Origin of the sequence: Hominimerdicola aceti (genome assembly GCF_025567495.1) — a bacterium.
Taxonomy (GTDB): Bacteria; Bacillota; Clostridia; order Oscillospirales; family Ruminococcaceae; genus Hominimerdicola; species Hominimerdicola aceti.
Genome location: NZ_JAOQJZ010000001.1, coordinates 266,577 through 292,963, shown reverse-complemented (window position 1 = coordinate 292,963; position 26,387 = coordinate 266,577). Strand labels below are relative to the sequence as shown.

General features: G+C 44.7%; 26 protein-coding genes. 13 read left to right on the top strand and 13 right to left on the bottom strand.

Annotated features, from left to right (window positions below; all coding sequences use genetic code 11):
- Positions 1 to 86: 86 nt before the first annotated feature.
- The 6 genes from prmC to OCV57_RS01515 all read right to left on the bottom strand — a co-directional run bounded on the left by prmC (position 87) and on the right by OCV57_RS01515 (position 6,967).
- Positions 87 to 908 carry a peptide chain release factor N(5)-glutamine methyltransferase gene (gene prmC / locus OCV57_RS01540; RefSeq protein ID WP_267300278.1) on the bottom strand — a complete coding sequence of 274 codons (822 nt, stop codon included), beginning with the start codon at positions 906 to 908 and terminating at the stop codon, positions 87 to 89.
- Entirely contained in the window at positions 902 to 1,864 is a 963-nt protein-coding gene (locus OCV57_RS01535; RefSeq protein WP_267300277.1) for a DUF1385 domain-containing protein, read from the bottom strand. Before OCV57_RS01535 ends, prmC begins: the two co-directional genes overlap by 7 nt.
- Before the next feature lie 29 nt (positions 1,865 to 1,893).
- Positions 1,894 to 3,399: a HAMP domain-containing sensor histidine kinase gene (locus OCV57_RS01530; RefSeq protein ID WP_117863256.1), complete on the bottom strand. Its 1,506-nt coding sequence runs from the start codon at positions 3,397 to 3,399 to the stop codon at positions 1,894 to 1,896.
- A 34-nt stretch (positions 3,400 to 3,433) separates the two neighbouring features.
- Positions 3,434 to 4,138: a response regulator transcription factor gene (locus OCV57_RS01525; protein WP_022287063.1), complete on the bottom strand. Its 705-nt coding sequence runs from the start codon at positions 4,136 to 4,138 to the stop codon at positions 3,434 to 3,436.
- Positions 4,139 to 4,159: 21 nt separating this feature from the next.
- Positions 4,160 to 5,494: a hypothetical protein gene (locus OCV57_RS01520; protein ID WP_022287064.1), complete on the bottom strand. Its 1,335-nt coding sequence runs from the start codon at positions 5,492 to 5,494 to the stop codon at positions 4,160 to 4,162.
- Positions 5,495 to 5,620: 126 nt separating this feature from the next.
- A complete protein-coding gene (locus OCV57_RS01515) occupies positions 5,621 to 6,967 on the bottom strand; it encodes a citrate/2-methylcitrate synthase (protein ID WP_267300276.1) in 1,347 nt (448 codons plus the stop codon).
- A 212-nt stretch (positions 6,968 to 7,179) separates the two neighbouring features.
- On the opposite strand from OCV57_RS01515, the gene spoIID reads away from it, so the two are divergent.
- Entirely contained in the window at positions 7,180 to 8,166 is a 987-nt protein-coding gene (spoIID, locus tag OCV57_RS01510; RefSeq protein ID WP_267300275.1) for a stage II sporulation protein D, read from the top strand.
- On the opposite strand, the gene OCV57_RS01505 is transcribed toward spoIID, so the two are convergent.
- The 4 genes from OCV57_RS01505 to OCV57_RS01490 form a co-directional block, all read right to left on the bottom strand.
- Positions 8,141 to 8,470, bottom strand: coding sequence for a cupin domain-containing protein (locus tag OCV57_RS01505; protein ID WP_267300274.1), 330 nt, complete (start codon positions 8,468 to 8,470; stop codon positions 8,141 to 8,143). The two genes, spoIID and OCV57_RS01505, sit on opposite strands and share 26 nt — an antisense overlap.
- A 124-nt stretch (positions 8,471 to 8,594) precedes the next feature.
- Complete coding sequence (locus tag OCV57_RS01500; RefSeq protein ID WP_267300273.1) at positions 8,595 to 9,833, bottom strand: NPXTG-anchored protein; 1,239 nt, start codon at positions 9,831 to 9,833, stop codon at positions 8,595 to 8,597.
- Positions 9,834 to 10,072: 239 nt separating this feature from the next.
- Positions 10,073 to 10,720, bottom strand: a complete 648-nt coding sequence (locus OCV57_RS01495; protein WP_267300272.1) for an epoxyqueuosine reductase QueH — start codon at positions 10,718 to 10,720, stop codon at positions 10,073 to 10,075.
- Positions 10,721 to 10,870: 150 nt separating this feature from the next.
- Positions 10,871 to 11,275 (bottom strand): hypothetical protein, encoded by a 405-nt coding sequence (locus OCV57_RS01490; RefSeq protein WP_117876458.1) that lies wholly within the window; start codon positions 11,273 to 11,275, stop codon positions 10,871 to 10,873.
- Between the two features lie 192 nt (positions 11,276 to 11,467).
- On the opposite strand from OCV57_RS01490, the gene OCV57_RS01485 reads away from it, so the two are divergent.
- From OCV57_RS01485 to ispF, 6 genes are all read left to right on the top strand, one after another.
- A complete protein-coding gene (locus OCV57_RS01485; RefSeq protein WP_022287071.1) occupies positions 11,468 to 11,692 on the top strand; it encodes a putative Se/S carrier protein in 225 nt (74 codons plus the stop codon).
- Entirely contained in the window at positions 11,689 to 12,843 is a 1,155-nt protein-coding gene (locus OCV57_RS01480) for an aminotransferase class V-fold PLP-dependent enzyme (protein ID WP_267300271.1), read from the top strand. The genes OCV57_RS01485 and OCV57_RS01480 overlap by 4 nt, the downstream gene beginning before the upstream one ends.
- A 120-nt stretch (positions 12,844 to 12,963) precedes the next feature.
- Complete coding sequence (locus tag OCV57_RS01475; protein WP_046440818.1) at positions 12,964 to 13,377, top strand: EamA family transporter; 414 nt, start codon at positions 12,964 to 12,966, stop codon at positions 13,375 to 13,377.
- Between the two features lie 10 nt (positions 13,378 to 13,387).
- Positions 13,388 to 13,975 (top strand): GNAT family N-acetyltransferase, encoded by a 588-nt coding sequence (locus OCV57_RS01470; RefSeq protein ID WP_267300270.1) that lies wholly within the window; start codon positions 13,388 to 13,390, stop codon positions 13,973 to 13,975.
- 52 nt (positions 13,976 to 14,027) lie between these two features.
- Entirely contained in the window at positions 14,028 to 15,140 is a 1,113-nt protein-coding gene (locus OCV57_RS01465) for a bifunctional chorismate mutase/prephenate dehydratase (protein ID WP_041337211.1), read from the top strand.
- Positions 15,141 to 15,171: 31 nt separating this feature from the next.
- Positions 15,172 to 15,645 carry a 2-C-methyl-D-erythritol 2,4-cyclodiphosphate synthase gene (gene ispF / locus OCV57_RS01460; RefSeq protein ID WP_267300269.1) on the top strand — a complete coding sequence of 158 codons (474 nt, stop codon included), beginning with the start codon at positions 15,172 to 15,174 and terminating at the stop codon, positions 15,643 to 15,645.
- Between the two features lie 50 nt (positions 15,646 to 15,695).
- Here the strand turns inward: ispF and OCV57_RS01455 are convergent, their stop codons facing one another.
- The gene (locus OCV57_RS01455; protein WP_267300268.1) at positions 15,696 to 17,936 is read right to left on the bottom strand and encodes a cell wall-binding protein; all 2,241 of its coding nucleotides are present in this window, start codon (positions 17,934 to 17,936) and stop codon (positions 15,696 to 15,698) included.
- 412 nt (positions 17,937 to 18,348) lie between these two features.
- Here OCV57_RS01455 and OCV57_RS01450 point away from each other — a divergent pair, with 412 nt between their 5' ends.
- The 6 genes from OCV57_RS01450 (at position 18,349) to OCV57_RS01425 (ending at position 23,637) form a co-directional block, all read left to right on the top strand.
- Positions 18,349 to 18,828 carry an Lrp/AsnC family transcriptional regulator gene (locus tag OCV57_RS01450; protein ID WP_117876450.1) on the top strand — a complete coding sequence of 160 codons (480 nt, stop codon included), beginning with the start codon at positions 18,349 to 18,351 and terminating at the stop codon, positions 18,826 to 18,828.
- A complete protein-coding gene (locus OCV57_RS01445; protein WP_181983437.1) occupies positions 18,825 to 20,009 on the top strand; it encodes an aminotransferase class I/II-fold pyridoxal phosphate-dependent enzyme in 1,185 nt (394 codons plus the stop codon). The genes OCV57_RS01450 and OCV57_RS01445 overlap by 4 nt, the downstream gene beginning before the upstream one ends.
- Positions 19,993 to 20,874, top strand: a complete 882-nt coding sequence (ispE, locus tag OCV57_RS01440) for a 4-(cytidine 5'-diphospho)-2-C-methyl-D-erythritol kinase (RefSeq protein WP_267300267.1) — start codon at positions 19,993 to 19,995, stop codon at positions 20,872 to 20,874. Before OCV57_RS01445 ends, ispE begins: the two co-directional genes overlap by 17 nt.
- A gap of 13 nt (positions 20,875 to 20,887) precedes the next feature.
- Positions 20,888 to 21,982 carry a hypothetical protein gene (locus OCV57_RS01435; protein ID WP_267300266.1) on the top strand — a complete coding sequence of 365 codons (1,095 nt, stop codon included), beginning with the start codon at positions 20,888 to 20,890 and terminating at the stop codon, positions 21,980 to 21,982.
- The gene (locus tag OCV57_RS01430; RefSeq protein WP_267300265.1) at positions 21,979 to 22,875 is read left to right on the top strand and encodes a radical SAM protein; all 897 of its coding nucleotides are present in this window, start codon (positions 21,979 to 21,981) and stop codon (positions 22,873 to 22,875) included. Before OCV57_RS01435 ends, OCV57_RS01430 begins: the two co-directional genes overlap by 4 nt.
- Positions 22,876 to 23,106: 231 nt before the next feature.
- Complete coding sequence (locus OCV57_RS01425) at positions 23,107 to 23,637, top strand: HDIG domain-containing metalloprotein (protein ID WP_022287950.1); 531 nt, start codon at positions 23,107 to 23,109, stop codon at positions 23,635 to 23,637.
- Positions 23,638 to 23,797: 160 nt separating this feature from the next.
- Here the strand turns inward: OCV57_RS01425 and OCV57_RS01420 are convergent, their stop codons facing one another.
- Both OCV57_RS01420 and glgD read right to left on the bottom strand, forming a co-directional pair.
- On the bottom strand, positions 23,798 to 25,210 hold the full coding sequence (locus tag OCV57_RS01420; protein WP_022287951.1) for a glycogen synthase: 1,413 nt from the start codon (positions 25,208 to 25,210) through the stop codon (positions 23,798 to 23,800).
- Between the two features lie 35 nt (positions 25,211 to 25,245).
- On the bottom strand, positions 25,246 to 26,373 hold the full coding sequence (gene glgD / locus OCV57_RS01415) for a glucose-1-phosphate adenylyltransferase subunit GlgD (RefSeq protein ID WP_022287952.1): 1,128 nt from the start codon (positions 26,371 to 26,373) through the stop codon (positions 25,246 to 25,248).
- Positions 26,374 to 26,387: the final 14 nt, after the last annotated feature.

Below are 26,387 nucleotides of genomic sequence, written 5' to 3'. Positions count from 1 at the left end.
TTTTATCCGTATCTATATCATATCACACTAACTGTCCGTTTGTCTGTACAGTAACCGCAATTTATCTATATGTACAAATTTTCGTACTATTTCTCATAAATGCCCGAAACACAGCGGTAAACACCGCACAAGTCTTTCCTGCATCTCACGTTCTTAAAGCCGTGCTGTATCATCAGCCGCATTACTTCGTCCTCCTGACCGATACCGATCTCAAAGAGCATAACGCCGCCGATTTTAAGCTTTTTCTTCCACTTGCGAACTATCTCACGATAGAAGTCCAAGCCGTCCTCACCGCCGAAAAGAGCTTCCGCAGGCTCAAAAGTGACCTCACGCTGTAAAGCGTCCATGTCCTCTGTTGTGAGATAAGGGGGATTGCACACTATAAGGTCAGCCTCAGGCATATCCTCCACAAGCTTTTCGTCTGTAACGTCGCCCATGACTATCTCAGCCCCCGAGCCGTTCAGACTTATATTCTCACGGAGATACTCTGCCGCCTTTTCAGACTTCTCCACACACACTGCCCGACCGCAGTCAAGCTTCCTTTCAAGGGCGATACCAATGCACCCCGAGCCTGAACAAAGGTCTATAACAGTGATATCCTTCTTGCCTGCAAACATCTTCAAAGCCGTGTCAACAATAGTTTCCGTGTCCTGACGTGGTATCAGCATGCCCTCGCCCACCTTGAAAGGCAGACCATAAAACTCCCACTGTCCAAGGAGATACTGCAAAGGATAGCCCTCACAGCGACGTGTGACAATGTCGCTTATACGCTTTTCCTGCTCAGGAGTGATATCCTCCCCCTCAGCCACATCTTCAAACACCCATGTGACCTCGCAAGCAGCGTTCTCGCCAAGACCGCTTTCTTCAAGCAGTCCCACGCATTTATCAAACAGTTCCTTTTTTACCATTTGTCATCTTCCTTATTTTCAGGTATACAAGCTTTCAGTGCCGCTATAGCACATTCTATCTGACTTTCATCAGGCTCGCTTGTAGTTATCCTCTGTATCCACAGACCCGGTGCAGAGATTATCTTAGTGAAAATATTGTCATATTTTCCCGCAAGCCTTATAAGCTCGTAAGCAATACCCGTAACGATAGGCAGAAGCGCTATCTTTATAACAACTCTCAGAAAAATGCTTGCCCATGATACTCTGAATATTGTGTTTACAAAAATGCTTATAAACAGCACAAGGAAAATAAAGCTCGTTCCGCAGCGTGGGTGAAAACGTGTGTATTTCTTCACATTCTCAACCGTCAGCTCTTCTTCATGCTCATAGCAAGCAATAGTCTTGTGCTCAGCACCGTGATACTCATATGTACGCCTTATATCCTTAGTAAGAGCAGTCAAAGCCGTGTAGCCTATGAATATAGCTATCTTCAGTATTCCCTCGATAAGATTCTTTCCGAATGCCGACAGATGAACGAACTTGCTTATGAATTTAGACACAACCGACGGCAGATACATAAACAGCAATATCGCCAGACCCACACCCAGCACCATAGATATCGCCGTGATGATAGGACCGAGCTTTTCCCCAAGCTTATCGTCCAACCACTGTTCAAACTTGGTCTGCTCCTCCTTATCGTCCTCCGTCATCTGCTTTTCAGCCGATCTTGTAAGGCACTTGTAGCCGTCTATAAGAGAAGTAAGGAAGCTGAAAATGCCCCTCACAAAAGGCGTTTTCCTGTACCAAGGCGTATCTTTCCCGCCCTTTATAGCCCACTCCTCCAGGTCTATGGTGCCGTCAGGCAGACGGCAAGCCATAGCCGCCTTATCGATGCCACGCATCATAACGCCCTCGATAACAGCCTGTCCACCGATCTTTGACTTAAATTTTTCCTTGCTTTGTGCTTTACTGCTCATTTTCTTTCCTTTCAAGGCGGTGTGTGCGTCTACTGCACGTTGTCGTTGTTTTCGATAGGCTCAGAAGAAATAAGCTCCACGTCTACAGTTGCCTGATTGTCAGGCTTTTTCTTCTGCTCGATACAAGGGAGCGTTATCATCACTGTTGTACCTACTCCCTGCTCACTGTTTATCTCCAGCGTACCGCCATGCCGCTGAATGATCTCGTCTGCCACCGCAAGACCTATTCCCGAACCACGTCTTGTGTGGTTTGCCTTGAAGAATTTCGTCTTGACCTTTGGCAGGTCTTCCTTTGATATTCCCATACCCGTGTCGGAAATGGAAATACATACCTCATTGTCCTCCTCATAAGCCTCCACCGATACAGTGTCGCCCTTGTTGGAGTATTTGATAGCGTTGTCCACAATATTTATGAATACCTGACGAAGCCTGTTCTTGTCGCCGTAAACAAACGGCAGCATTTTCGGCTCGTAGTAATTGAGTGTTATACCAAGCGCCTTGGCCCTCTCCTGATAGATAAGCACAGTTTCCCCAAGCTCCGCAAGAATATCTATAGTATCCATAATAAGCGTGAGTCTGTTGTCCTGTATCCTGGAAAAGTCAAGAAGCTCCTCGACCATTTGCGAAAGCCTCTCCGTTTCACTTGTGATGACCCTCATACCCTTCTTGAAGGTTTCCTTGTCCTCATACATACTGGTAACAGTTTCCGTCCAGCCCCTTATAGCGGTAAGCGGAGTTCTCAGCTCATGAGATACAGAGGATATGAACTCGTTCTTCATCTGTTCTGTATTAGAAAGCTCCTGCGCCATGTAGTTGATAGAGTCGCAAAGCTCGCCAAGCTCGTCATTTCGTTTCTTTTCAAGACGTTCGCTGAAATCTCCCGTAGCATACCGCCTTGTTATGCTGTTTATGCTTCTTATAGGCAAAACGATAGATTTGATAAAAAACATTCCCGAGAAAAACATGAGCATTATGACAGCCACAACGATAGCCGTGATTATCATAGACATAATAAAGATCTGATGGTCGATATTTTTCATGGAAGACAACATTCTCAGTGCCTCATATTCGCTTCCCTTCGGAGATATGACTGATGTTATCGCCATGACCTTTTCCCCTGTTGACAGCTCATATATCTGTGTGCCTATTCCCGTGTCGGACTTCTTTGCGTCCTCATAATCGGTCATGTTGTCATTCTCCGAGGGAGAGAAGCCTGATGATGTAACATCGACCTCACCGTCGGTCTTGATAGCCATAAGCTCTATCTTGTCTTTCTCGTCATAGCTTTCCACAAGGGAGCGTATCTGAGAATTATAGTTAGTCTGCTCGTCACCTGAAGCGTTCACTACCGCCGTGGTGACTATCTTCATTTTAGATGTAAGATACTGCCTTGTGGAACTGTAGTAATAATTTCTCACCACCACGATAAGCAGTATTTCAAGCACCACAAGTATTCCCACGACCACCCCGAGGTTGTTCCTCAGCCAGTGCTGTGTGATACTTAGTCTGCCGCTTTTTCTTTTTTTTCCGCTCAACTGATAAAAACTCCGTTCATCATGTTTTCACAGCTCAGTTAGAGCCGCCTGCCCACTTGTAGCCAAAGCCCCATATAGTAAGGATATACTTAGGATTAGAAGGCTCGTCCTCTATCTTCATTCTTATTCTTCTGATATTCACGTCCACTATCTTATCGTCGCCGTAATAGCTCTCTCCCCATATGTGATTGAGTATACTTGAACGGTCAAGTGCAGTATTCTGATTTTTGAAGAAATACTCCATTATCTGATACTCCACCTGTGTAAGGTCTATCTGCTCACCGTTCTTGAAAACAGTTCTGCTCTTAAGATTAAGGGTAAATGGACCTGAAACTATCTGTGAAGCCTCCTCAGGCTTAGAGCCTGAACGATTTACACGCCTGCAAACAGCGTCAACTCTTGCAATAAGCTCAGAAATAGAGAACGGCTTTGTGATATAATCGTCAGCACCGCTCATAAGGCATGATATCTTATCCATTTCCTGTGATTTTGCCGAAAGCATGATAATGCCGATAGTGTTGCTTTTCTCTCTTATCTTCTTGCACACCTGCATTCCGTCGATGCCGGGCATCATAATATCAAGCAGAGCAACGTCAAAACCGCCGTCCTTTTCGTCATAGGCTTTGAGAGCGTCCTCACCGCAGTTTACGTCAACTACCTCGTAACCGCTTCTTACAAGGTTTATGACCACAAATTCTCTAATTGAATCTTCGTCCTCGCAAACCAAAACTCTTTTCATTACATTTACTCCTCTCCAAGATCAGTTTATTATGTAAAAATTATTCTGAATTTCGTCAATAGTCGGTATGAGCTTTTCACGCCTGTCAAGAGGAAGCTTCACAAAATAATCAAGCTGACCCTTGCTGTCGATAAGCTCATATCCGTCAGAGATATAATCCTCCGAATCATTCTTTGAAGACACAGCGATACGCATTATCTCCTCGTTGCTCTCGTTTATATCTCCCGTGTATTTATAGAAAACAAGCTCGTTTGTGTCGCTGTCCTTTTTCACCGTAACAGAACTGTTCCAGCGTTTTGGGAACGTTACAAAATATCCGTCAGATATGGCATAATAGCCTGTGTATTTTGTTTTCAGATCATAAAAATCCTCGTAAACGCTCCATGTAGTCATATAGAGCATTTCGTCTGCCACAGCGTTTTCATAACCCACCATAGGCGAAGTTGACGGTATCTCCACATCACCGTCGCCGTCCATGTCCTCACTGTAGTAGCCCGCTGGTCTTGTGCATAAAGGCAGCAGCTTTTCGCTTCTAAGCTGCATAGGATTTTGAAGTCCCGAATATCTGTAGTATATTATCTCCGTCTGCAATTTTCCGTCAGCAGTCAGTCCGTCAATAAAAATAGCACGCCTGCCGCTGTCAAGCATTCCCGTCTTTGATGACACATAAGAAGTCACATTATCGCACATATCAACGTTCTCGCCGCGGGTTATCTCATTGTTTTTCATGTTGAGCATAGAAGCCTTTGCCGTCACCGCACCTGTATCATTATTGGTGCTTCTCTGAATGGTGATAAGCTCTATATAACCATCATTGTTTATATCCAAAGGCTCCAGCACCGAATAAGTATCAAGCGCCACACGCTTGAAATCTCCGTCGGTATAGCTGTATATCTCCATAGTCTTTTCATCATTAGTAAGATTTTGATATCCCACAAAAACGTCCGTCTGGTTATTGCTTCCCATAGGCGAGATAATGACCTGATCTATGTCCGTGCCTGCGCCTGCAAGCTCTTTCACAGAATACCACTTGCCGTCCTCGTCCTTGTCGAGAATGTTCACCCTCAAGCCGTCCTCCTCAGATCCGTTTGAAGTGTACTCATAGAAGACCATAGCCTCGTCCGTAGGCTCATCGTCGATATTAGCGATAACATAAGCCGAGCGGTATTCACCGTTTTTAGGATATTTCAGAGTTATATTACTGCCCACGCTCTCGATAAGCGCCTGATGTATCTCGCTTTGCTCAGAGGTAAGCTTCGGGGCGTTTATAAGTCCCTCAACAGAAAAATTCAGTGCCGAACAGCCTGTCATAGTAAGACAAGAAAGACAAACAGCAGCCAATTTAAGATTTTTCAAGCGATCCCTCCTGATACACCAAACAAAAAAATAGAACCGGGCATACACCCGATTCTATTATATCATATACGCAAAAATATTTCAAGCCTTTTTCCGCCCATTAGGAACAGGTAAAAATAATTTTGCTTATCTTTCGTCCAATGGGATATACTTCTTCTCACCTGAGATAGCCTTGTATGCAGGACGGATTATCCTCTTGCCTGTTACAAGCTCTTCAAATCTGTGTGCGCACCAGCCTGCCATTCTTGAAACAGCGAACATAGGCGTGTAAAGATCCTCAGGTATACCCAGCATACTGTAAACAAAGCCCGAGTACATATCAACGTTAGCGCACATCGCCTTGTCACTGCCCTTGATCTTCTTGAACAGCTCAGGAGTAAGTCTTTCCACCGCTTCAAGAAGCTTGTATTCTCTCTCAAACTCAGTGTTCTCAGCCATTTTCTTGGCATTCTCTCTGAGTATGACAGCTCTAGGGTCAGACAATGTGTAAACAGCGTGACCCATGCCATAAACAAGACCTGTGTGGTCAAAAGCTTCCTTGTTGAGTATCTTTGTGAGAAAATCAGCGATCTCGCCCTCGTCCTCCCAGTTCTGAACGTTGTCCTTTATGCACTGGTGCATTGCCGCCACCTTAAGGTTAGCGCCACCATGACGTGGACCTTTCAGTGAACCGATAGCCGCAGAGTATGCAGAATAAGGATCCGTTCCGGAAGATGTAAGCACACGGCAGGCAAAAGTCGAGTTATTTCCTCCGCCATGCTCAGCGTGGAGCATAAGTAACAGATCAAGTATCTTAGCCTCTTCCTCAGTGAACTGTCTGTCCGGACGCAGTGCCGACAGTATCATCTCCGCAGTAGAATGTGTAGGTATCAGAGGGTGCATGAACAAGCTTTCACCGTCATAACAGCGTTTCTTTACCTGATAAGCCGAAACCATGATGTTAGGCAATTTAGAGATTATAGAGATAGCCGTAGCCATTTCATACTCAGGAGAACGATTCTCAGGGTTATCGTCATAAGAGTAAAGAGCCAGAATTGCTCTTGCCATCTTATTCATGATGTTCTTTGACGGAGCTTTAAGTATCATGTCCTCAAAGAAGTTGTCAGGGAGAGGTCTGTTTTCAGCCATCATTCCCTTGAACGCAGTAAGCTCCTCCCTGTTAGGCAGATCGCCCATGAGCAGCAGATACACTATCTCCTCATAACCAAAACGGTTCTCCTTCTGAGCGTTGGACACCAGATCATTGATGTTGTATCCACGGAAGATAAGCTGACCTTGAATAGGAGATTTCTCACCCTCGTTTACCACATATCCGTGTACGTTACAGATATTAGTAAGACCAGCCATAACACCTGTACCGTCAGAGTTTCTAAGTCCTCTTTTTACCACATATCTGTCATAAAGCTTAGGGTCAATAGTATTGTTTGCTATAAACTGTTCGCATAAAAGCGACCTTGCTGCATTATTTATCATTGAATAGATCATCTCGCTTTCAAGTATATTATAAATATAAGTTATATTATACACCTTTTTCAGATTTTTGTCAAGTATTAAGATAACCTGTCAAATTAAAACCGCATATCTCCGCCATTTAAAAATTTGCAGTACAAAAATTTGCCCTGTATGAATATTTGCTCCACTGCATGAATATAATATAGTACCCCAAAAAAGAAAGGACAAACCATATGAAAGACCTGATACAGATAATGGCAGTATTTGCTGTTATCCTTACAATAATACCGACCATAGTATTTCTTCGCCCAAACGAGTCCGCATCGAAACCTGCATTTTCAGAAAAAGAAAAAATAGCCGTATATTTCACCGAAAGCGGCAAGACCGAAAACTTCACCCTTGAAGAATATATGATAGGCTCAGTGCTTGCACAAATGCCTGCGGACTTTGACGAAGAAGCCCTGAAAGCGCAAGCCGTCCTCGCCCATACCTACATATGCCGCCGACAGCTCTCCGAAGCCCAGTCGCCTACTCCCGCCTTAAAAGGCGCACTCATCAGCGATGACAGCACCCTCTACCAAAGCTTTTTTACCCTGAAAGCCGCCAAAGAATATTACGGCAGCGACTATGAAAAGGCATACAAAAAGGTAAAGTCAGCCGTGCAGTCAGTGGAAAACGAAATCCTCACCTATAAAGGCGAACCGATAATCGTCGCCTTTCACGCTGCTTCAAACGGTCATACCCAATCCGCCAAAAACGCATGGGGAGAGGATATCCCATATCTTCTGTCAGTAGACAGCTCCGCTGACAAAGACCTTGTCACCACAGAATGCACCCAGACACTCACCGCCAAGGAATTTCAAGACAAGCTTCTTGACCGCTTCCCCGATATTAATTTCACTCCCCTCGCCAATGCTGATAGTTGGCTCAAAACAAAAACAGACGGCATAGGCTATGTAACGAACCTGACCGTCTGTGGCTATGATATCCAGCCCAACACATTCTGCGATATCCTTGATATCTCCTCGCCATGTTTCGAGTTCACCTTTGCCAACACAAAATTCACTTTCACCTCTCACGGCTTCGGACACCTCGTAGGAATGAGCCAGTACGGCGCAAACGCAATGGCAGAAAAAGGCTCAGACTACAAAGCCATTTTGGCCCACTATTTCACAGATACAAAACTGCAAAAATCTACTGAGCTGGCACAACTGCAATAAACACAAGGTCGCTGTCGCCGTCATTGATAAAGCTATGCTCATGGCCGTCGGGGCAGTAATGGAAATCTCCTGCCGACAGTCTTTCCTCACCGCCGTCATAAAGCATTTTGCCACTGCCCTCAAGAACATATATCATCTCGCAGTTGCCCTCATGTCTGTGCAGACCAATAGAAGCCACCGGCTCGAGCCTGCCTTTCATCATCTTGTTCTTTCCGTCAGAATAGACCCTGCTTGCAAAGCTTTTCTCGCCACCCTTGAAATTCGGTGCAAGGCTCTCTTTAATATCATCAAAAACTATACGCATAAAAAACACCTCCGCAGTTTATAAATCAATTATACCACTACATCGATAAAAAAGCAATAAAAAAAGACCCGTCCCGAAAGACAGGTCTTTAATTATTCTAAGTAAGAATTATCTGAATTACAGATTACTTTCTCTTCTTAGTAGCAACTACAGCAGCACCAGCAAGTGCAACACCTACAGCAGCAAGAGCAGCAGCGCCTGTGCTTGGGTTTGTGTTAGATGCGTTGTTAGCAGCCTTAGAAGATGTAGCAGCAGAGTTAGTCTTAGAATCTGTAGAATCTACGAGAACATCATTTGAATCGTCAGAATCTGTTGAATCTGTTGAATCAGCTGTTGACTCAGAAGGATCTGTTGGCTCAGCATCACTCTTGTTGAGAACTACAACCTTCTTAACAGCCATCTTAACAGCAGGATCTTCGCCGTCTGTACCAGCGAGGTCTGTGTTGATGTCAAAGAACATATTTTTTGCGTCCATTTCAAGAGCTGAAGGGAACTTAACGATAAATGTGTATGTGCCGTCAGCGTTTACTGTAACAGCAGGGTTGTTATCAGAAGCTTCCCAATAACCAATGCTGTTCTCAATACCATTTGAGAAGCATGGATAAGCATTGAATGCGTCAGTTACATTTGAGATATCAACTGTAACAGCAATAGCGTCAGCACCTGTAAATACGCTCCAATCATCAACAAGGTTGAATGTTGCATCATCTACCCATGGGTGCTTAATGTTGATTCTTACCTTACCGCTGTCAGTTACAGATCTGCCTTCACCGTTAAGTGTAACCTCTGTCTGCTTCTTGTATTCGCTGAGGTCAACTTCGTTTCCGCCCTTTTCAGGAGCCTTGTAAAGGTCAATTCCGTCGCCTGTTACTGAGCAAACGAGTTCGCCAGCAGCATCGTAGCAAGCTACGTTGTCAACTGAAAATTCGCCCCACCAGCTCTGGAAAACTACCTGAGCATATGACAGAGCGTCCTCGCCACTACCTGTGAACTTGTCAGCATCAGTAAGAGTCTTTTCCATTGTAGCTGTTGAAGAAGCTTCGTCAACTACGAATGTGATTGGCTTGTCAGCACCGTCGTTACCGAACTCTGTTGACTTCCAGTTATTTCCGTCGCTGCTTGTGATAAATCCGCCGCCTGCGCCGTTAGCCTTAAGATCATCAATGTTCTTGAAAGAGAGCTTAGCTCTTACGCTTGAGATAGTAGCTGCCTTTTCAGCACCTACTGCTGCAAATACGTCAAAGCAGTAGTCCTTGCCGTCATTGAAATTTGCATTTGAAATTTCTGCGGAAGCGCCCATAGTCATCATTGAAGCTGCGAGAGCCATAGCTGACATACCAGCGAGAATCTTAGAGATTTTCATTTGTTTTTCCTCCATTTTTATTAATAATTTTTTAGATACATATTGAGCGATATCTCCTCAACATACACCTTGTCTTTATTGTAACACACATTTACAAGTATTTCAATAAACGTTTTTCACAAATTAACCACATATCTTTAGCCATTTTTCACAAATTTGTATATTGTTTTTGCTATATATAACCAGATATGTTGCCATGGTATGCACAAGTATTTTACACAACATTAATATATTTATATTTATTCAGATTTTGTTGTAATCGTATTCAGCCTTTCACGCTCTCTTTTTGAGAAGATACAACCGCAGTAATCCTGCCTGTAAAGCCCGTATTCCGCTGAAAGCTGAATGGAACGCTTGTAGCCCTCACGCTTCTTGAAATCCGCAGGAAGTGCCTTTACATCATATATCTCCCCAAGCTCCTCCGATATCTCGTTGAGCTTCTGAGCATTCTTGTATGGTGAAATAGACAGCGTTGTGGTAAAATAGTCCATATCAAGCTCATTGGCAAGCTGAGCCGTCCGTTCAAGCCTGAGCCTGTAACATCGAAAGCATCTCTCCCCGCCCTCAGGTATATCCTCAAAGCCCTTAACAGCCTGAAAAAACTCACCCTCGTCATACCCACGCTCCACGAACGTAACAGGATTTTTCATAGGCATTTGTGCAATAAGCCTTTGAAGCTCCGCCACACGCTTATCGTACTCCTCACGGGGATAAATGTTCGGATTGTAGTAAAACACAGTTATCTTAAAATACTGCGACAGATATTCAAGCACATAAGAAGAACATGGCGCACAACAGCTATGCAAAAGCAAAGTCGGCACTTCACCCTTTTCCTCGTGTTTTTTTATAATGCCCTCCAGCATTTTCTGATAATTTACTTTCTGCATTCCTGCCGCTCCCTTTTCGCAAAAAAATCGTACCTGACACACTCCCGTAGGGGCTGGCGTCCTCGACAGCCCATTCCCATTGTCTTTGCACCCCTACAGTATCATACTATATTATATAGTATAGCACATTTCCGCAAATTCCGCAACAGGTCAGATCTTCACCTTGAACTTATTTGCACAGTTAGGGCATTTCACAGTATGTTCACCCTTTACCTTTGGAAGCCTTAGCGTCTTTTTGCATACACCGCACTTTATATAAACATGGGTCTTTCTGTCAGCGAACTTTCTCTTCCAGAATGAAAATTTCCTGCCAATTCCCCCGAAAACCCTCTCAAACTTCATGTTCTCCTCGTATCGCTTCTGGCAGTTTCTTGACATCGCCCTCACTACCGCCAGCACTAGCACAGCGTATACCATAAGCTGTAAAATAAGCGACCTTACAAACAAATTCGCCGCACTAAGCACCACAGCCACACCGCAAATGCCGTAAAAAAGCTTGTCTATACCATATCTGCCCTGAAAAAATCTCGCTACCTTATACATAAATCCGTTCATAAGCTTTTACCTCTTTTCTTTTTTATATTATAAATAGTACACCCGAAATTTAAACTGACTATTAACTTTTATCAAATTTCACCTACCTTTCACAAAACTTTCAGCGTTCACCCTCAAACAGTGAACGGCATATACTGAAGTGTATTCGTAAAAGCGTATACGGACAAGTACAGCATAAAGGAGCAACAAAAAATGAAAAAGAGTCTTATAGCCATGACTTCCATAACCTATGCAATGAAAGCAAAAAATTTGCTGAACAGTTTAAAATACTACTGCGAAATACAGCGCACCCCGAAAGATCTGGGCACAGGCTGCGGCTACTCCATAGCCGTCACCGCACCCCCGGAAGAAATAACCGCCATACTTGAAAAAGAGCGCATACCATTCAGAAACGTGATATTCGAGCAAAAGAGGTGAGAAAAATAAACACCCGAAGCATAATAAACTTTGATAACTCCGCCACCACCTATCCCAAGCCCCCTGCCGTAGCAAAAGCCGTCGCTCAGGCAGTAGAACGCTATGGCGGCAACCCGGGCAGAAGCGGTCACAAGCTTTCCATGCGAGTGTCTGAAAAGATATTCACCGTCAGACAGCAGGCGGCAGAAATGTTTGGAGCACAGACCGAGAACGTGGCTTTCACCGCCAACTGCACCCATGCCCTTAACATGGCGATAAAAGGTGTCATGCAGTACGGTGGTCATATGATAATCTCAGACCACGAGCATAACGCAGTAGCAAGACCCGTATATGCCCTTTCAAAAACAAGAGGCGTGAAATATTCTATTGCCCGAACAGGGGAAACAGACAGCGAAACAGTAGAAAACTTCCGCCGCCTTATAACCCCCGAAACTAAGTGTATCTGCTGTACAGTGGCTTCAAACGTCACAGGCAGGCTCATGCCATACCGTGAATTAGCCGCCCTCTGCAAAGCCCACGGCATATGCTTTATAGCCGACGGCGCACAAGCCTGCGGGCTTTTGGAGCTTTCTCTCTCAGACGGCTTCAACTTTCTCTGCACCGCAGGTCACAAAGCCCTCTACGGACCAACAGGCACAGGGCTTCTTATCTCAGACGGCGAGTATTCTCTGTCCACCATAATCGAGGGTGGCACAGGTGCGACCTCCGCCATGCTTGAACAGACCCCTTTCCTCCCCGAAAAGCTTGAAAGCGGCACAATCAACACAGTGGGCATAATCGGTCTTGGCGAGGGACTAACGTTCGTCCGCCAAAAGACCCCTGCCGTAATAAAAGCCCACGAAGAAAAGCTCTGCAGACAGCTCTACGAACAGCTTTCAGACATAGATAAAATAAAGTTCTATGAAGCAGACCAAAAGAAAGTCCCCATACTTTCATTTAACATCGGTGATATCCCTTCCGCTGAGATCGCCTCCTATCTCAGCGAAAAAGGCTTCGCCCTCCGTGGAGGACTTCAGTGTGCCGCCGTCACCCATACCACCCTCGGCACAATAGAGCAAGGCACAGTACGTTTCTCACCCTCTGCATTCAGTACCCCTCAGCAGGTAACAGCACTTTCACGAACAATAAAAATATTTGCCGCAAATAACTAAGCATAAGTGGCAGGTCTGATGTAAAATATCACGTCCTGCCGCTCATTCTATTGCAAAAAGCACCTTTAGGTGCTATAATAAAGCATGAGCAAATAATTTTTCACGAAAGAAAGTGGTATTATGTGGTTCGTGTTTGCGCTTCTCTCCGCTGTTTTCGCAGCGCTCACCTCTGTCCTTGCAAAGGTCGGCATTGAAGGAGTAAACTCAAATCTTGCCACCGCACTGCGTACCTGCGTTGTGCTTGCTATGGCATGGCTCATGGTGTTCATCACCCACACACAAAGCGGCATAGGCTCTATAGGCAGAAAAAGCTGGGTATTCCTTATCCTTTCAGGACTTGCAACAGGTGCTTCGTGGCTATGCTATTATAAGGCTATCCAAATGGGCAGCGTTTCAAAGGTCGCCCCCATAGACAAGCTCAGCGTTGTCATCACCCTTATCCTTGCAGTGATATTTCTCCACGAGGACTTCACAGTAAGATCAGCCATAGGTGCGGTGCTTATCACTGCAGGCACAGTATTAATGGTACTATAAGGAGAACGCCATGATAATAAGAACAGTTACCGAGAAGGACGCTCACGAGCTTCTTGAAATATACCGTCCCTACGTTGAAGACACCGCCATAACATTCGAGTATGACGTCCCCTCTGTGGAGGAGTTTTCCGACCGTATCCGCCGCATATCCGCAAATTATCCCTACATAGCCGCAGTAGAAAACGGCAAAATAGCAGGCTACGCCTATGCAGGCGTTTTCAAAAACAGAGCCGCCTATGATTGGTCGGTCGAAGTCACAGTTTATGTAAATAAAGGGCTTCACCGCAAAGGCATAGGTGCAAAACTCTACTCCGCCCTTGAAAAGCTCCTTGCGGCACAGCATATAACAAACCTCTATGCCTGCGTCGCCTATCCCGAAAAAGAAGACGAGTATCTCACCTTTGACAGCGTAAAGTTCCATGAAAAAATGGGCTATGCCATAGTGGGTACGTTCCATAGATGTGCCTTTAAGTTCAACAAGTGCTATCATATGGTTTGGCTCGAAAAAATCCTCACCCAGACCGATACCACCCCTCTGCCCGTTATCCCGTTTTCTCAGCTCGATAAAGCCTTAATTAACAAAATAGTTCTTGAATAAAGGCAGAAAATATGATAAAATAATATCATTCTGTCTGTTAAGGAGCGTAAAAATGGATCTTCAGGAATTAAGGAATGAAATAAACGATATAGACAGCCAGCTTCAGGAGCTTTTCAATAAGCGTATGCAGATAAGCTTCAAGGTGGCTGAGTATAAGATAGCAAACAATATGCCTGTTTTTCAGAGCAAGCGTGAAAACGAGATACTTGACCATGTAACAGAAAGCTCACCAAAGGGCTTGGAAAGTGCGTCAAGAGTGTTCTTCCAAAACATCATGGATATTTCAAAGTGCCGTCAGTATCAGGAGTTTTTTGCAGACTCAGATAAGATAGGGTACAAAAAGTTAGACTTAACAGGTCATAAGACCGTCGCCGTCCCAGGTACAGTGGGCTCATATTCACATATAGCCTGCAAGCAGATATTCAGCGACTTTGAGCCAATGTTCTTTGAAGATTTTGAGGACGTTTTTTCATCAGTTGAAAACGGCTCAGCGGATTTCGGCATACTTCCCATAGCAAATTCCACCGCAGGCTCAGTTGGTCAGACCTACGAGCTTATGAAAAAGCATGACTTCAAGATATGCGCAGCAACTAAGGTAAAGATCTCCCACTGCCTTGCCGTAAAAAAAGGCACACGCTTTGAGGATATCAAAATAGTCTATTCCCACGAGCAGGCGCTCAGCCAGTGTTCTGAGTTTCTTTCTCAGAACGGACTTAAAAGCCATAAATACGCAAATACTGCCCTTGCGGCGTGCTACATAAAAGAAAGCAATGAACCGTATGCCGCTATCTGCTCAGAAGCCTGCGCACAGCAGAACGATCTTGAGATACTCAGGCATAATATAGCCAACGCCGCCGAGAATTACACAAAATTTATTCTCATTTCAAAGGAGACTCTCTGCTCGGAAAATGCTGACATCGTGTCAGTGTCCTTGGCACTGCCACATACCTCATCTGCACTTTACAGACTTCTCACCAAATTCTCCGTGGCAGGCCTTAACCTTTCCATGATAGAGAGCCGCCCTATCGCAAACACCGATTTTGACGTTGTTTTCTATCTCGATTTTGAGGGAGCAATAACCTCTCCGGACGTTGCAAAGCTCATGAGCGAGCTTAATTCAGAGCTTTCATATTTCAAATTTTTAGGCAACTACGAGGAAATATAACAGTACGATTTTCAGGACAGGAGGAACAAAAATGCGTATAGGACACGGCTATGACGTCCACAGACTGACCGAGGGCAGAAAGCTCATTCTCGGCGGCGTGGATATACCATATGAAAAAGGACTTTTAGGACATTCCGATGCAGACGTCCTTGCCCACGCCATAATGGATTCCATACTTGGTGCATTGGCACTGGGCGATATCGGCAAGCTTTTCCCCGATAATGACCCCGACTATGAGGGTGCAGACAGTATGAAGCTCATGGAAAAAGTCATAAACGTTATGACCGAAAAAGGCTGGAAAATAGGCAATATAGACTCCACCATCTGCGCACAGAAGCCGAAGCTTGCCCCATATATCACCTCCATGCGGGAGCGTATAGCAGAAGCCTGCGGCTGCGATATTTCACAAATATCAGTTAAAGCCACCACTGAAGAAAAACTAGGCTTCACAGGCGAGGAACTAGGCATATCCGCCACAGCGGTCTGCCTGCTTGAAAAAATTTGACACAAAACCAAAAGGACTGCTGTCTTAAACCACAGCAGTCCTTTTTATTGCTATTTTGCCTTATGCGCAACTCCGTCATTGTTAATGTTATATCCGTCAACAGTAGTGTTTATGAGCATCATGCCATAATCATTGAAATAATATCGCTTTCCGCCTATCTTCTTCCAACCTGTCACAACAGTGCCGTTCTTGTTGTTGTAGAACTTCTGCCCACGCCAGCTTACCCAGCCGGACTTTAGATATCCGTCCTCACCGAAGTTGTAATACTTGTCGTCAATGTATACAGGACCTCTCAACGCAACACCATTCTGCAGGAAATATTTCTTTCCTGCAATAGTCGTCCATTCATTCTGCAAAACATGATCGCTGTCAAAATAAAACCCCGTTCCGTCTATTTCTCTCCAGCCTGAAACTGCCTTGCCATCGCCGTCAAAATAATAGGTCTTGTCACCGGCTGTTACCCACTTGTCTTTCTGAGCGCCGTTCTTGTCAATGTAGTAAAGCCCTGAATCATCACTGAACAGCCCCTTTGAAAGCTTGCCGTCATTGTCAAAATGATACAGCTTGTCTTCAATAGTGTGCCAACCTGTAAGTGCAGCCTCGTCCTCACCAATGTAGTAAATTTTTCCCTTTGAAGTAACAAACTCCGACTTAGCCCAAGAGCCGTCCTCTTTCTTGAACTTCCATTCAGCGTCTATCTTAACGATCCCGTCTGCAAGTACGCCCTCGTTTGAGAAGGTGTATTTCTTGTCCCCGTCCTCCTCAAATTCGCCAACAGCCGCCGCACCTGTCAGACCAAAATAATATCTCTTTCCGTCAATGGTCTTCCAGCCCGTAGCCTTCTTGCCGGTTTCCTCATCAAAGTAGAAGTAATAGCCGTTTATTTTATGAAATCCAGTGCAAAGAGTGTGATCAGAGTAGAAATAATACTGATAGAACACCGCCCCGCCGAACTTCTCATAAACCTTTCTGTCATAAGCATTGAATGTCTTTTCGCCGAATTTGTCCGCAAGCTCCTCAAGCTTTTGGGTCTCTTTTTCGTCAGGCTTCTCGTCCTTTTTGTAATCGTCCTTCTCAAACTTCACAAGCTTTGAAACATTGGATTTGAACTCTTTTATTTTCTTTTTCTCATCATCAGTGTACTGATCCGTATTCGTCCAACCCGTTGCCGCCACATGGGTCGTTTTGTCAAAATAGTAAGTATCTTCGTCAATATCCTCCCAGCCGTCAGCCACAACACCGCCTCTGCCGAAGTAATAAACATTTCCGCCTATCTCGTTCCAGCCGGAGAGGAGGCGATTTTTCTTATCAAAATAATAATACTTGTCCTTGACCTTGGTAAAGCCCTTGCCTGCCGAGCCGTCGCCCTTGAAATAATACTTCTCAGGCGGTTCTTCATACCAGCCCTTAGTCATTTTACCGTCATCAGCAAAATGATATCTGTTCTTGTCAATTGTTATCCAGCCCTTGACCATTTCACAGCTATCATTGAAATAATAGCTCTCACCGTCTATCTCCGCAAAGCCCTGAGCGCAAGCCCCTGTAGCTTCATCAGAATAATAATACTTCTTTTCAAGCTCCATCCAGCCCTTGTGAACCGCACCGCTCTCAGAAAAATAATACTTTTTTCCGTCAATATCCTGCCAGCCTGTGGCCATGTGACCGTCGTCATCATCAAAATAGTATATCTTGCCCTCTATCTCAACAAAGCCCTTGGCCATCTCACCGCTCTTGAGAAAATAATACTGAACATTGTTTATCTTTGCCCAGCCCGTCACACGCTTGCCACTCTCGTCATAGTAATAACCGCCGTCGCTGTCAAAACCCGTGTCAGGGAAGCCGTGATCGTCAAAATAGTATTCACCGCCGTTTATCTCGCAAAGGCCCGTCCTGAAAATGCCAGACTCCTCAGAGAAATAGTATTCCTCTCCCTTTATTTTCATTTTTCCACGCTGAACAACGCCGTCCTTGACATAGTAAGTGTCCCCACGATACTTATGCCAGCCGTCAGCCATAGCGTTGCCCTTGTCGTCAAAAAGATAGCAGGTGTTGTCTATTATCTGATAGCCAAGCGCCTTTTCGCCCGTCTCCTTGACAATATAATAAGTCGAGCCGTCATGGGTGTGCCAGCCCGAAGCATAATAAGCGCCGTAGTATAAATATCCCCCAAAGCCTGCTCCCATAACGATAGTGCAAGCTGCAGCCGCAGCGATCATTTTTTTCTTATCGCTTTTCAGCACCTCATTATATCTGTTGCAAAAATCATTGCCCTCATTGCTGTTTATACTCATAAAGATCCTTCCTGAATTTACACAGTTCTAGTTAGTACAATTATATCACAACAAAATAATAATTTCAATACCGCCGCCCCAATTTTCACACCCCTTACACATAAAAAGCTGCACAGTCCAAATAACTGTACAGCTCATAAAACAAATACCCAAGATAAAAGGGCTGTCGAGGACTCCAGCCCCTACAATTTCTCATGACCGCAATTTATCTGTAGTGGCGAGCAACGTTCGCCCGTCCACCCCCACAACATCTCAGCTATACCACGACCCCCACGCCACAAGCTTTCTCACCATCCCCTTTGTCTATTCTGACAGATAAATTACTCATTTCTTACATCACAATACTTGCGTTCATACAGATAATATGTTATAATATATAATGTATATTTATAAATCTAAAGGAGGCTTATTTATGGATCAGCTTATAAAATTACTGAAAAACAACGCCCGTATCACAAACAGCGAGCTTGCCGTTCTTCTCGATAAGTCGGAAGAGCAGGTTGCAGCGGATATCGCCAAGCTTGAAGCAGACGGCGTAATAAAGGGCTATTCCGCGATCGTTGACGAAAGTGCCTATGACCCTAATTCAGTTTTCGCTCTTATAGAACTTAAAGTCACCCCACAGTCACAGTCAGGCTTTGACGAGATAGCAAACCAGATCGCAAGCTATGAGCAGGTGGAGTCCGTCCGCCTTATGTCAGGTGCTTATGATATAATCGTTGCCGTGAACGGTGCAAACATCAGGGACATCTCACAGTTTGTTTCCCAAAGACTTGCAACTATCGACGCTGTCCAGTCCACAGCCACTCACTTCGTGCTAAAGGTCTATAAAGACAACGGCATCATGATAAGCACAGATGATAAAGACGAAAGAGGTTTGATCTCCCCATGATAGATTATAATAAAGTGCTTTGCCCTGCCATAAAGGAAATGAAGCCCTCAGGTATCAGAAAATTTTTCGATATCGCACAGCAGCTAGAGGGCGTTATCTCCCTTGGTGTTGGCGAGCCTGACTTCAAAACTCCGTGGCTAATACGTCAGGAAGCTATCTCAACTTTGGAAAAAGGCAAGACCTGCTATACCGCAAACGCAGGTCTGATTGCTCTCCGTGAAGAGATAGCCAAGTATTTTCAGCGTACTATCCACACAAGCTATGACCCTAATAAGGAAATAATCGTCACTGTTGGCGGCTCTGAAGCTATCGACCTTACCATAAGATGCCTTATTCAACCCGGTGATGAAGTCCTTATAGTCGAACCGTCCTTTGTCTGTTATCGTCCTATCGTCTCCCTATGCGGCGGCGTGCCGGTGGTCATAGAAACAAAGGAAGAAAACGAGTTCCGACTTACAGCAGACGAGCTTCGTGAAAAAATAACCGACAAAACCAAGCTCCTTGTCCTGCCCTATCCTAATAACCCAACAGGTGCGATAATGCGCCGTGAAGATCTTGAAGCTGTCGCAAAGGTGCTTAAAGATACCAATATCATGATAGCCTCAGACGAGATATATTCCGAGCTTACATATTCAGGCAAGCATTGCTCTATCGCAGAAATAGAGGGTATGCGTGAGCGTACTATCGTCATAAACGGCTTTTCCAAAAGCTTTGCAATGACAGGCTGGCGGCTTGGCTTCCTTGGCGGACCAAAAGAGATAGTGTCCCAAATGCTCAAGCTCCACCAGTACGCTATCATGTCCTCCCCTACTGTCAGCCAGTATGCCGCTATCGTTGCCATGCACAGTTGTCAGAAGGATATAGATGCCATGCGTAACGAGTATAATATCCGCCGTCGCTTTGTGGTGGATTCTTTCAATAAGCTTGGTCTTAAATGCTTTGCACCACAAGGCGCATTCTATGTTTTCCCTTGTATCAAAAGCACAGGCATGACAAGCACCGACTTCTGCGAAAAACTTGTGTACACCAAAAAGGTAGCCGTCGTGCCGGGAGATGCTTTCGGCGAGTGCGGAGAGGGCTATGTGCGTGTCTCCTACGCCTATTCCCTTAACCACCTGAGAGAGGCTATCAAACGTATCGGAGAATTTTTAGAGGATATCAAAAATGGTAACGTGCAGTAATTTAAAAATAAAAGCCTACGGAAAAATAAATCTTGCATTGGATATCGTTGGTAAACGTGATGACGGCTACCATATGCTAAATACTGTCATGCAGTCAGTGTCCTGCTTCGACCTTTTGGACTTCACACTCTCTGAGGGCAAGGGCATAGAGCTTACCTGCAAACTTGACAGCTTTCCAAAGGGCGAGGATAATATCATCACAAAAGCCTACCATGCCTTTGCCGACTTCACCCATATTGACTTCGGCTGTAAAATAACAGTGAATGTGGAGAAAAACCTCCCCTCACAAGCCGGCATGGGCGGTGGAAGTGCAGACGCCGCCGCTACCCTTAGAGCTTTGGACTTCATGTTTGATACAAGGCTCACCGATGAACAGCTCTGCTCCATAGGTGTGGCTCTGGGTGCAGACGTGCCTTTCTGTATTACAGGCGGCACAAGGCTCTGTCAGGGCGTTGGCGAAATAATGAGCAACCTGCCCTCACCCGACTGCGCTTTCGTCATAATAAAACCCGACGTGGGTATCTCCACCCCCGAAGCTTTCAAAAAATATGACAGCATTTCAAACCCAAAACGCTGTAATATGGACGTCCTGCTGAGATATATCGGCGGCGGAAAGCTTTTCGGCATATGCTCAAACCTTTTCAATGTGCTGGAATATGCCGCCGACCGTGAGGAGATAACTCATGCAGTGCAGGAGCTTAAAAACAGCGGAGCTCTCTCCGCCCTTATGACAGGAAGCGGCTCAGCCGTTTTTGGAGTTTTCCCCGATATCGCTTCCGCACAAACAGCCGCAGAAAAGCTGTCAGGCTGGAGCTATAAGTGCGTTTGTCAGCCTGTAAAACAGGGCTGGGAATTTGTATATTAATGAGGTGAAATAATTGAGCAGAAATAAATGCAGAATTTGCGGATACCGCTTTAAAAGCGATGATGAGATAATTTGTCCTGAGTGCTTTACAGCCCGTGACGAGGATATAAGCTGTAACAGCCTTTCAGATGACCTGCACTCTCATGATCTCCGTGCCGATAACGAGCAGGACGGCTGGTTCGGTCAGTCTGAAAATGACACCTTCAAGGAAGAAAAGAACGATTTCGTTTCCGAGGAACGTAAAGAGGAAGCAAGGGACGAGAATTTCCAAAGCACCTATACCCCACCTAAAAACCCGACCCCTCCCCCAAGCTATTCAAATTCAAGAGCCGAAAAGCTTGCCGCCCTCAATAACTACAGCCAACAGCGTACAAACTATAACCGCCCAAACAACAGCTCCTATAGCTTCAACGCCACGAACATAAACCACTCTAACAAAAAGAATGGAGGCAAAGGCTGTGCCACTGCCGTTGTGGTCATAATAATCCTTATGGCTATCCTCCCAACTATCATAGGCTTTGTCTCATCAAAAATAATTTCAAGCAAATATGACGACTATAACTATGACTACGATTATGACGATACCTATAGTGAAGCCGAAGATGACTACACCGACCATTCCAACCTCTATGTAGCGCAAGACGCTGAGGACGGTACCTACAGCGTTCAGTATCAAGGCTATACCCTCACCGAACGCAAAGTAAGCGACCTGACCGATGAGGAAAGGAACTCCCTTTCAGGCGGTATTATAAGCGGTGACACAGTATGGGAAATAGACCTCGACCTTGATGTTAATATCAGCGATAACAACAGACAGGTAAAATTTACCTTTGCCTACAACACCGCCTATGACGAAAACGATAATTCGTTTTTCTCAAACAACTTCTTCCCCGGTGAAAGCGACTACGGAGACGATATGACCTATACGATCAAGTTTCTTGTCCCTGCCGATACAAAGCGTACCACGTTCACAGCCTGCTTCCAGAATGACGATTGGATAACCGATTCATTCCAGTTCAATATCCCCCTTGACAAAAACACAGACTCATCAGGCGACCTATCCTCTGACTCCTACACCAAAATAGGCGGAGTTGACACAGCGGCATGAACGATATCCTTAAAAGCTGTACCCTCTGCCCAAGAGAGTGCAAAGTGAACCGATACGAGCATAAAGGCTTCTGCGGTGAAACTGCCAAAGTAAGGATAGCCCGAGCCGAGCTTCATATGTGGGAGGAACCTTGTATCAGTGGCACAGAAGGCTCAGGCACAGTATTTTTCTCAGGCTGTTGTCTGAAATGCTGTTTCTGCCAAAACTACGAGATATCCGCTGAGGGCAAAGGCTTTGAGCTTACCGAACAAGAACTTGCAGACACTTTTCTGCGGCTTCAATCAATGGGCGCAAACAACATAAACCTCGTCAATCCCACCCATTTCGTTCCGCAAATAATCAAAGCACTCGACCTCTGTAAAGATAAGCTCACTATCCCTGTGGTCTATAACAGCGGTGGTTATGAAAAGCCCCAAACGCTGGAGCTTCTTCGTGGCTATGTGCAGATATTTCTACCCGACCTTAAATATTTTGATCCTACACTTTCGGATAAATATTCCAAAGCCGCAGACTATTTTGAAAACGCCGCTGCTTCAATACATAAAATGGCGGAGCTTTCAGGCAAGCCAATCTTTGACGAAAAGGGCATAATGCAGAGCGGCACAATAGTCCGCCACCTTGTCCTCCCCACTCACCGTAAAGACTCCATAAAGCTTATGGAGTGGCTAGGCAAAAATTTTTCCAAAAACGAGATAATGATAAGTCTTATGAGCCAGTTCACCCCCGTGTATAAAGCCTTTGACTACAAAGAGCTTTGCCGTAAGACATCAACTTTCGAGTATAACACCGTCATTGACGCCGTGAACAAATATGGTTTTGAGGGCTTTATCCAAAGCCGCACCTCCGCCGCCAAAGACTTTATTCCAAAATTCTATGACGAAAAATATTACTGATATCCATTTTTTATCGGACTGCCATGCTAACACAGACAGCCCGATATTTTTGTAATAAAATTGTTATACATTCCCTATTGACATTTTGAACAAAAAAGTTTATAATGTTAATGTAAGTTTGGTAAAACAAACTTGAATGGGGTAACTTATGGGGTAAACATTAGTCACCAACCGTAAAAAGGGCAGCAAAATTGCCGCCTGCATATAAGTTATCGAAAAGAGGTCATGCAAATGTCAAAGGCTTTCGGTTCAAGATATTCCATTGAAAATTCCGAGGAAGCAAAGGAGTATTTTGAGTTTGTAAAGGACCTGCTTGACAGCGATGTTGTAAACGAAATGAAAAATTTTCGTCATCACTATAGTACGACTTGCTATCAGCATTGCATCAATGTATCCTACTATAACTATCTCGTTTGCAGAAAATTGGGACTAAATTCAAGATCCGCAGCAAGAGCAGGTCTGCTTCACGATCTGTTTCTTTATGATTGGCGGGATCGTGAGAAGAAAAAAGGCGAAATGCCTCACGGAATGACCCACCCAAAGGTCGCACTCAACAATGCGAAACAGCATTTTGAGATAGGCAAGCGTGAGGAGGATATGATAGTCAAGCATATGTGGCCGCTGACCCTGAAATTCCCTAAATACGCTGAATCTTACGTTATCGTGTGTATCGACAAATACACCGCAATGTTGGAAATAGGCTCTTATTTGGGTCAGAAAATGAAAGAAAAAGCGAAAGCAATGCGAACAAAACAGCATTAAACCAAAGCGGACAGGCACACACCTGTCCGCTTTCAGTTTGTTGACAAATTCCTAAATAAATGTACAATTGATCGTACACTTATATAAATGCAAAAAGACCGCCCCTAAGATAAGGGACGGTCTTTCCCGTTTATCAGGCAAAATAAACGGATATTGGTGTTTAGTGAATGTCGTTGTAAAGTGCAATGTAATCCTTGGCGGACTTTGTCCAACTGAAATTCTGCTTGAGCGCAGTGTTCACAAGCCTGCCCCACTTCATCTTGTCATCATAGTATGCCCTGGCTCTAACAACAGCGTCAAGCATATCATGTGCGTTGTAAGACTTGAAAGTAAAGCCGTTTCCATTCTTGTCGCCTGCATCATGGATACTGTCTCTCAAACCGCCTGTCTCTCTTACGATAGGTATAGTACCATATCTCAGAGCGATCATCTGAGCCAAACCGCAAGGCTCGCTCTGCGACGGCATAAGGAACATATCCGCACCAGCGTATATCTTCTTGGACAGCTCAGGCACAAAACCAATGGTCAGACCCACTCTGTCAGGATAACGATAATGCATTTCGCTGAAAAAGTCCTCGTATATCTTCTCTCCCGAACCAAGAATAGCAAACTTGCAGCCAAGCCTGATGATGTCCTCAAACACATACTTGATAAGGTCAAGACCCTTGTGTGAAACAAATCTCGTTACGATACCGATAACAGGCTCTTTTCCATGTGCCATGCCAAGCTCGCTGAGCAAAGCGTGCTTGCAAACAGCCTTGCCCGTCTTGTCATTCAAACTATAATTCTTAGCAATAACAGGATCAGTTGCAGGATCATAGATCTTCTGATCTATTCCGTTGAGTATTCCACAAAGCTTGTATTGCTTGTTAACAAGCTCCCTGTCAAGACCATGTGAATACCATGGATCAAGTATCTCCCAAGCATAGCTTGGCGAAACTGTCGTCACCTTGTCAGCCGTTTCAATAGCAGCCTTCATAAAGTTCACATCACCGTCATATGAAAGCAGATCCGTATGATAAAGCGGAATGCCCATAATATCGTTGATAAGTTCTAAGCCATATTGTCCCTGATACTGAATATTGTGTATGGTAAATACCGTCTTGATATCCTCATAACCCTGCTGATAGCGGTAGAAAATATCATAATAAACAGGAACAAGTGCCGTCTGCCAGTCATTGGCGTTTATAACATTCGGCTTAAAGTCGATGTATCTCAGCAGCTCGAGAACTGCCCTTGAGAAGAATATAAATCTCTCAGCATCATCATAAAAGCCATACAAGCCGTTTCTCTGGAAGTAATACTCATTATCCAAAAGATAATAAGTCACTCCGTTCACAACGCCTGTAAAAACGCCGCAGTATTGATTTCTCCATGCCACCGGCACAGTGAAATTCGTAACATATGTCAGCTTGTCCTTAAGCTCCTGCCTGATAGAGCTGTAATAAGGTATCACGACTCTGCAATCGTGACCCTCGGCATTGATAGCCGCAGGCAGCGAGCCTGCAACATCAGCCAATCCACCTGAAGCAATAAAAGGCAAAGCCTCACTTGCAGTATAAAGTATGTTCATATCCGAACCCTCTTTCCTAAGTCATTGCGACCTTTTTATACAGAAGCTCCCTTTCCTACATACATAGGATACTGTGGCGAGCTTGTAAGGATATGGTTTTCACAGATAGAAACGTTCTTGTCTGTGATAAGATAATTAAGCTCAGCATTGTCACCAACAACAGTGCCCTGCATAAGGATACAGTTCTTGACCTTTGCACCCTTGCCTACCTTAACGCCTCTGAACAGTACAGAGTTCTCTACCTCGCCCTCTATGATACAGCCGTCAGCAATAAGAGAATTTGATACCTTGCTGTCCAGATCGTACTTAACAGGAGCATTGTCGCTTACCTTTGTGTAGATAGAACGCTTTGGAACGAACAGCTTGCGTGCATTCTCAGGTTCAAGCAGAGCCATGTTTGACTTAAAGTAGCTTTCAGGGCTGTTGAGCTTGCTGAAATAGTTATCGTACTCGTAGATCTTTATCTTAAGCTCTCTGCACTTCTCCTGAAGAATATTTCTCTCAAAGCTTACATTTCCTCTAGCCATTGCGTCATTAACAGTTTCAATAAGGAAATCCATTGACATAACGAACACATTAAGGCTAGTCGTGCAAGTGCCGCTGATGTCAGGATTAATAAGAACAGAGGTTACGTTCTTGTCAGCGTCAACGTTGAATACAGTTGAAGTCTTTATATCATCAGAGCTGTAAACGCCAGTGTGTGCAACAGCAGTAATATCAGCACCGCTCTCTATATGAGCCGCAACGATAGGCTTGTAGTCAATGTTTGTGACAACGTCGCAGTCTGAAAGGATAACATATTTAGCTCTTGAATGCTTGATAAAGCTCATCGCACCATAAAGAGCCTCGATCCTGCCTCTGTAAAGAGTGCTTTCAACGTTGCCGAATGGAGGCAGAATGTAAAGTCCACCCTTTTTTCTTGCCAGATCCCACTCTCTTGCAGAGCCGAGGTGATCCAGAAGTGACTGATAGTTAGATTTTGTTATAACTCCGACCTCGCTTATGCCGCTGTTTACCATGTTAGACAGTGGGAAGTCGATAAGGCGGTATCTTCCGCCGAACATTACAGAACCCATAGTTCTGTTCTTTGTCATGTCGCCAAGAGTCGTGTCGTGCATATTAGCGAAAACAAGACCCAGTACGTTACCCATATTTACATCCATATTTACTCGGTCCT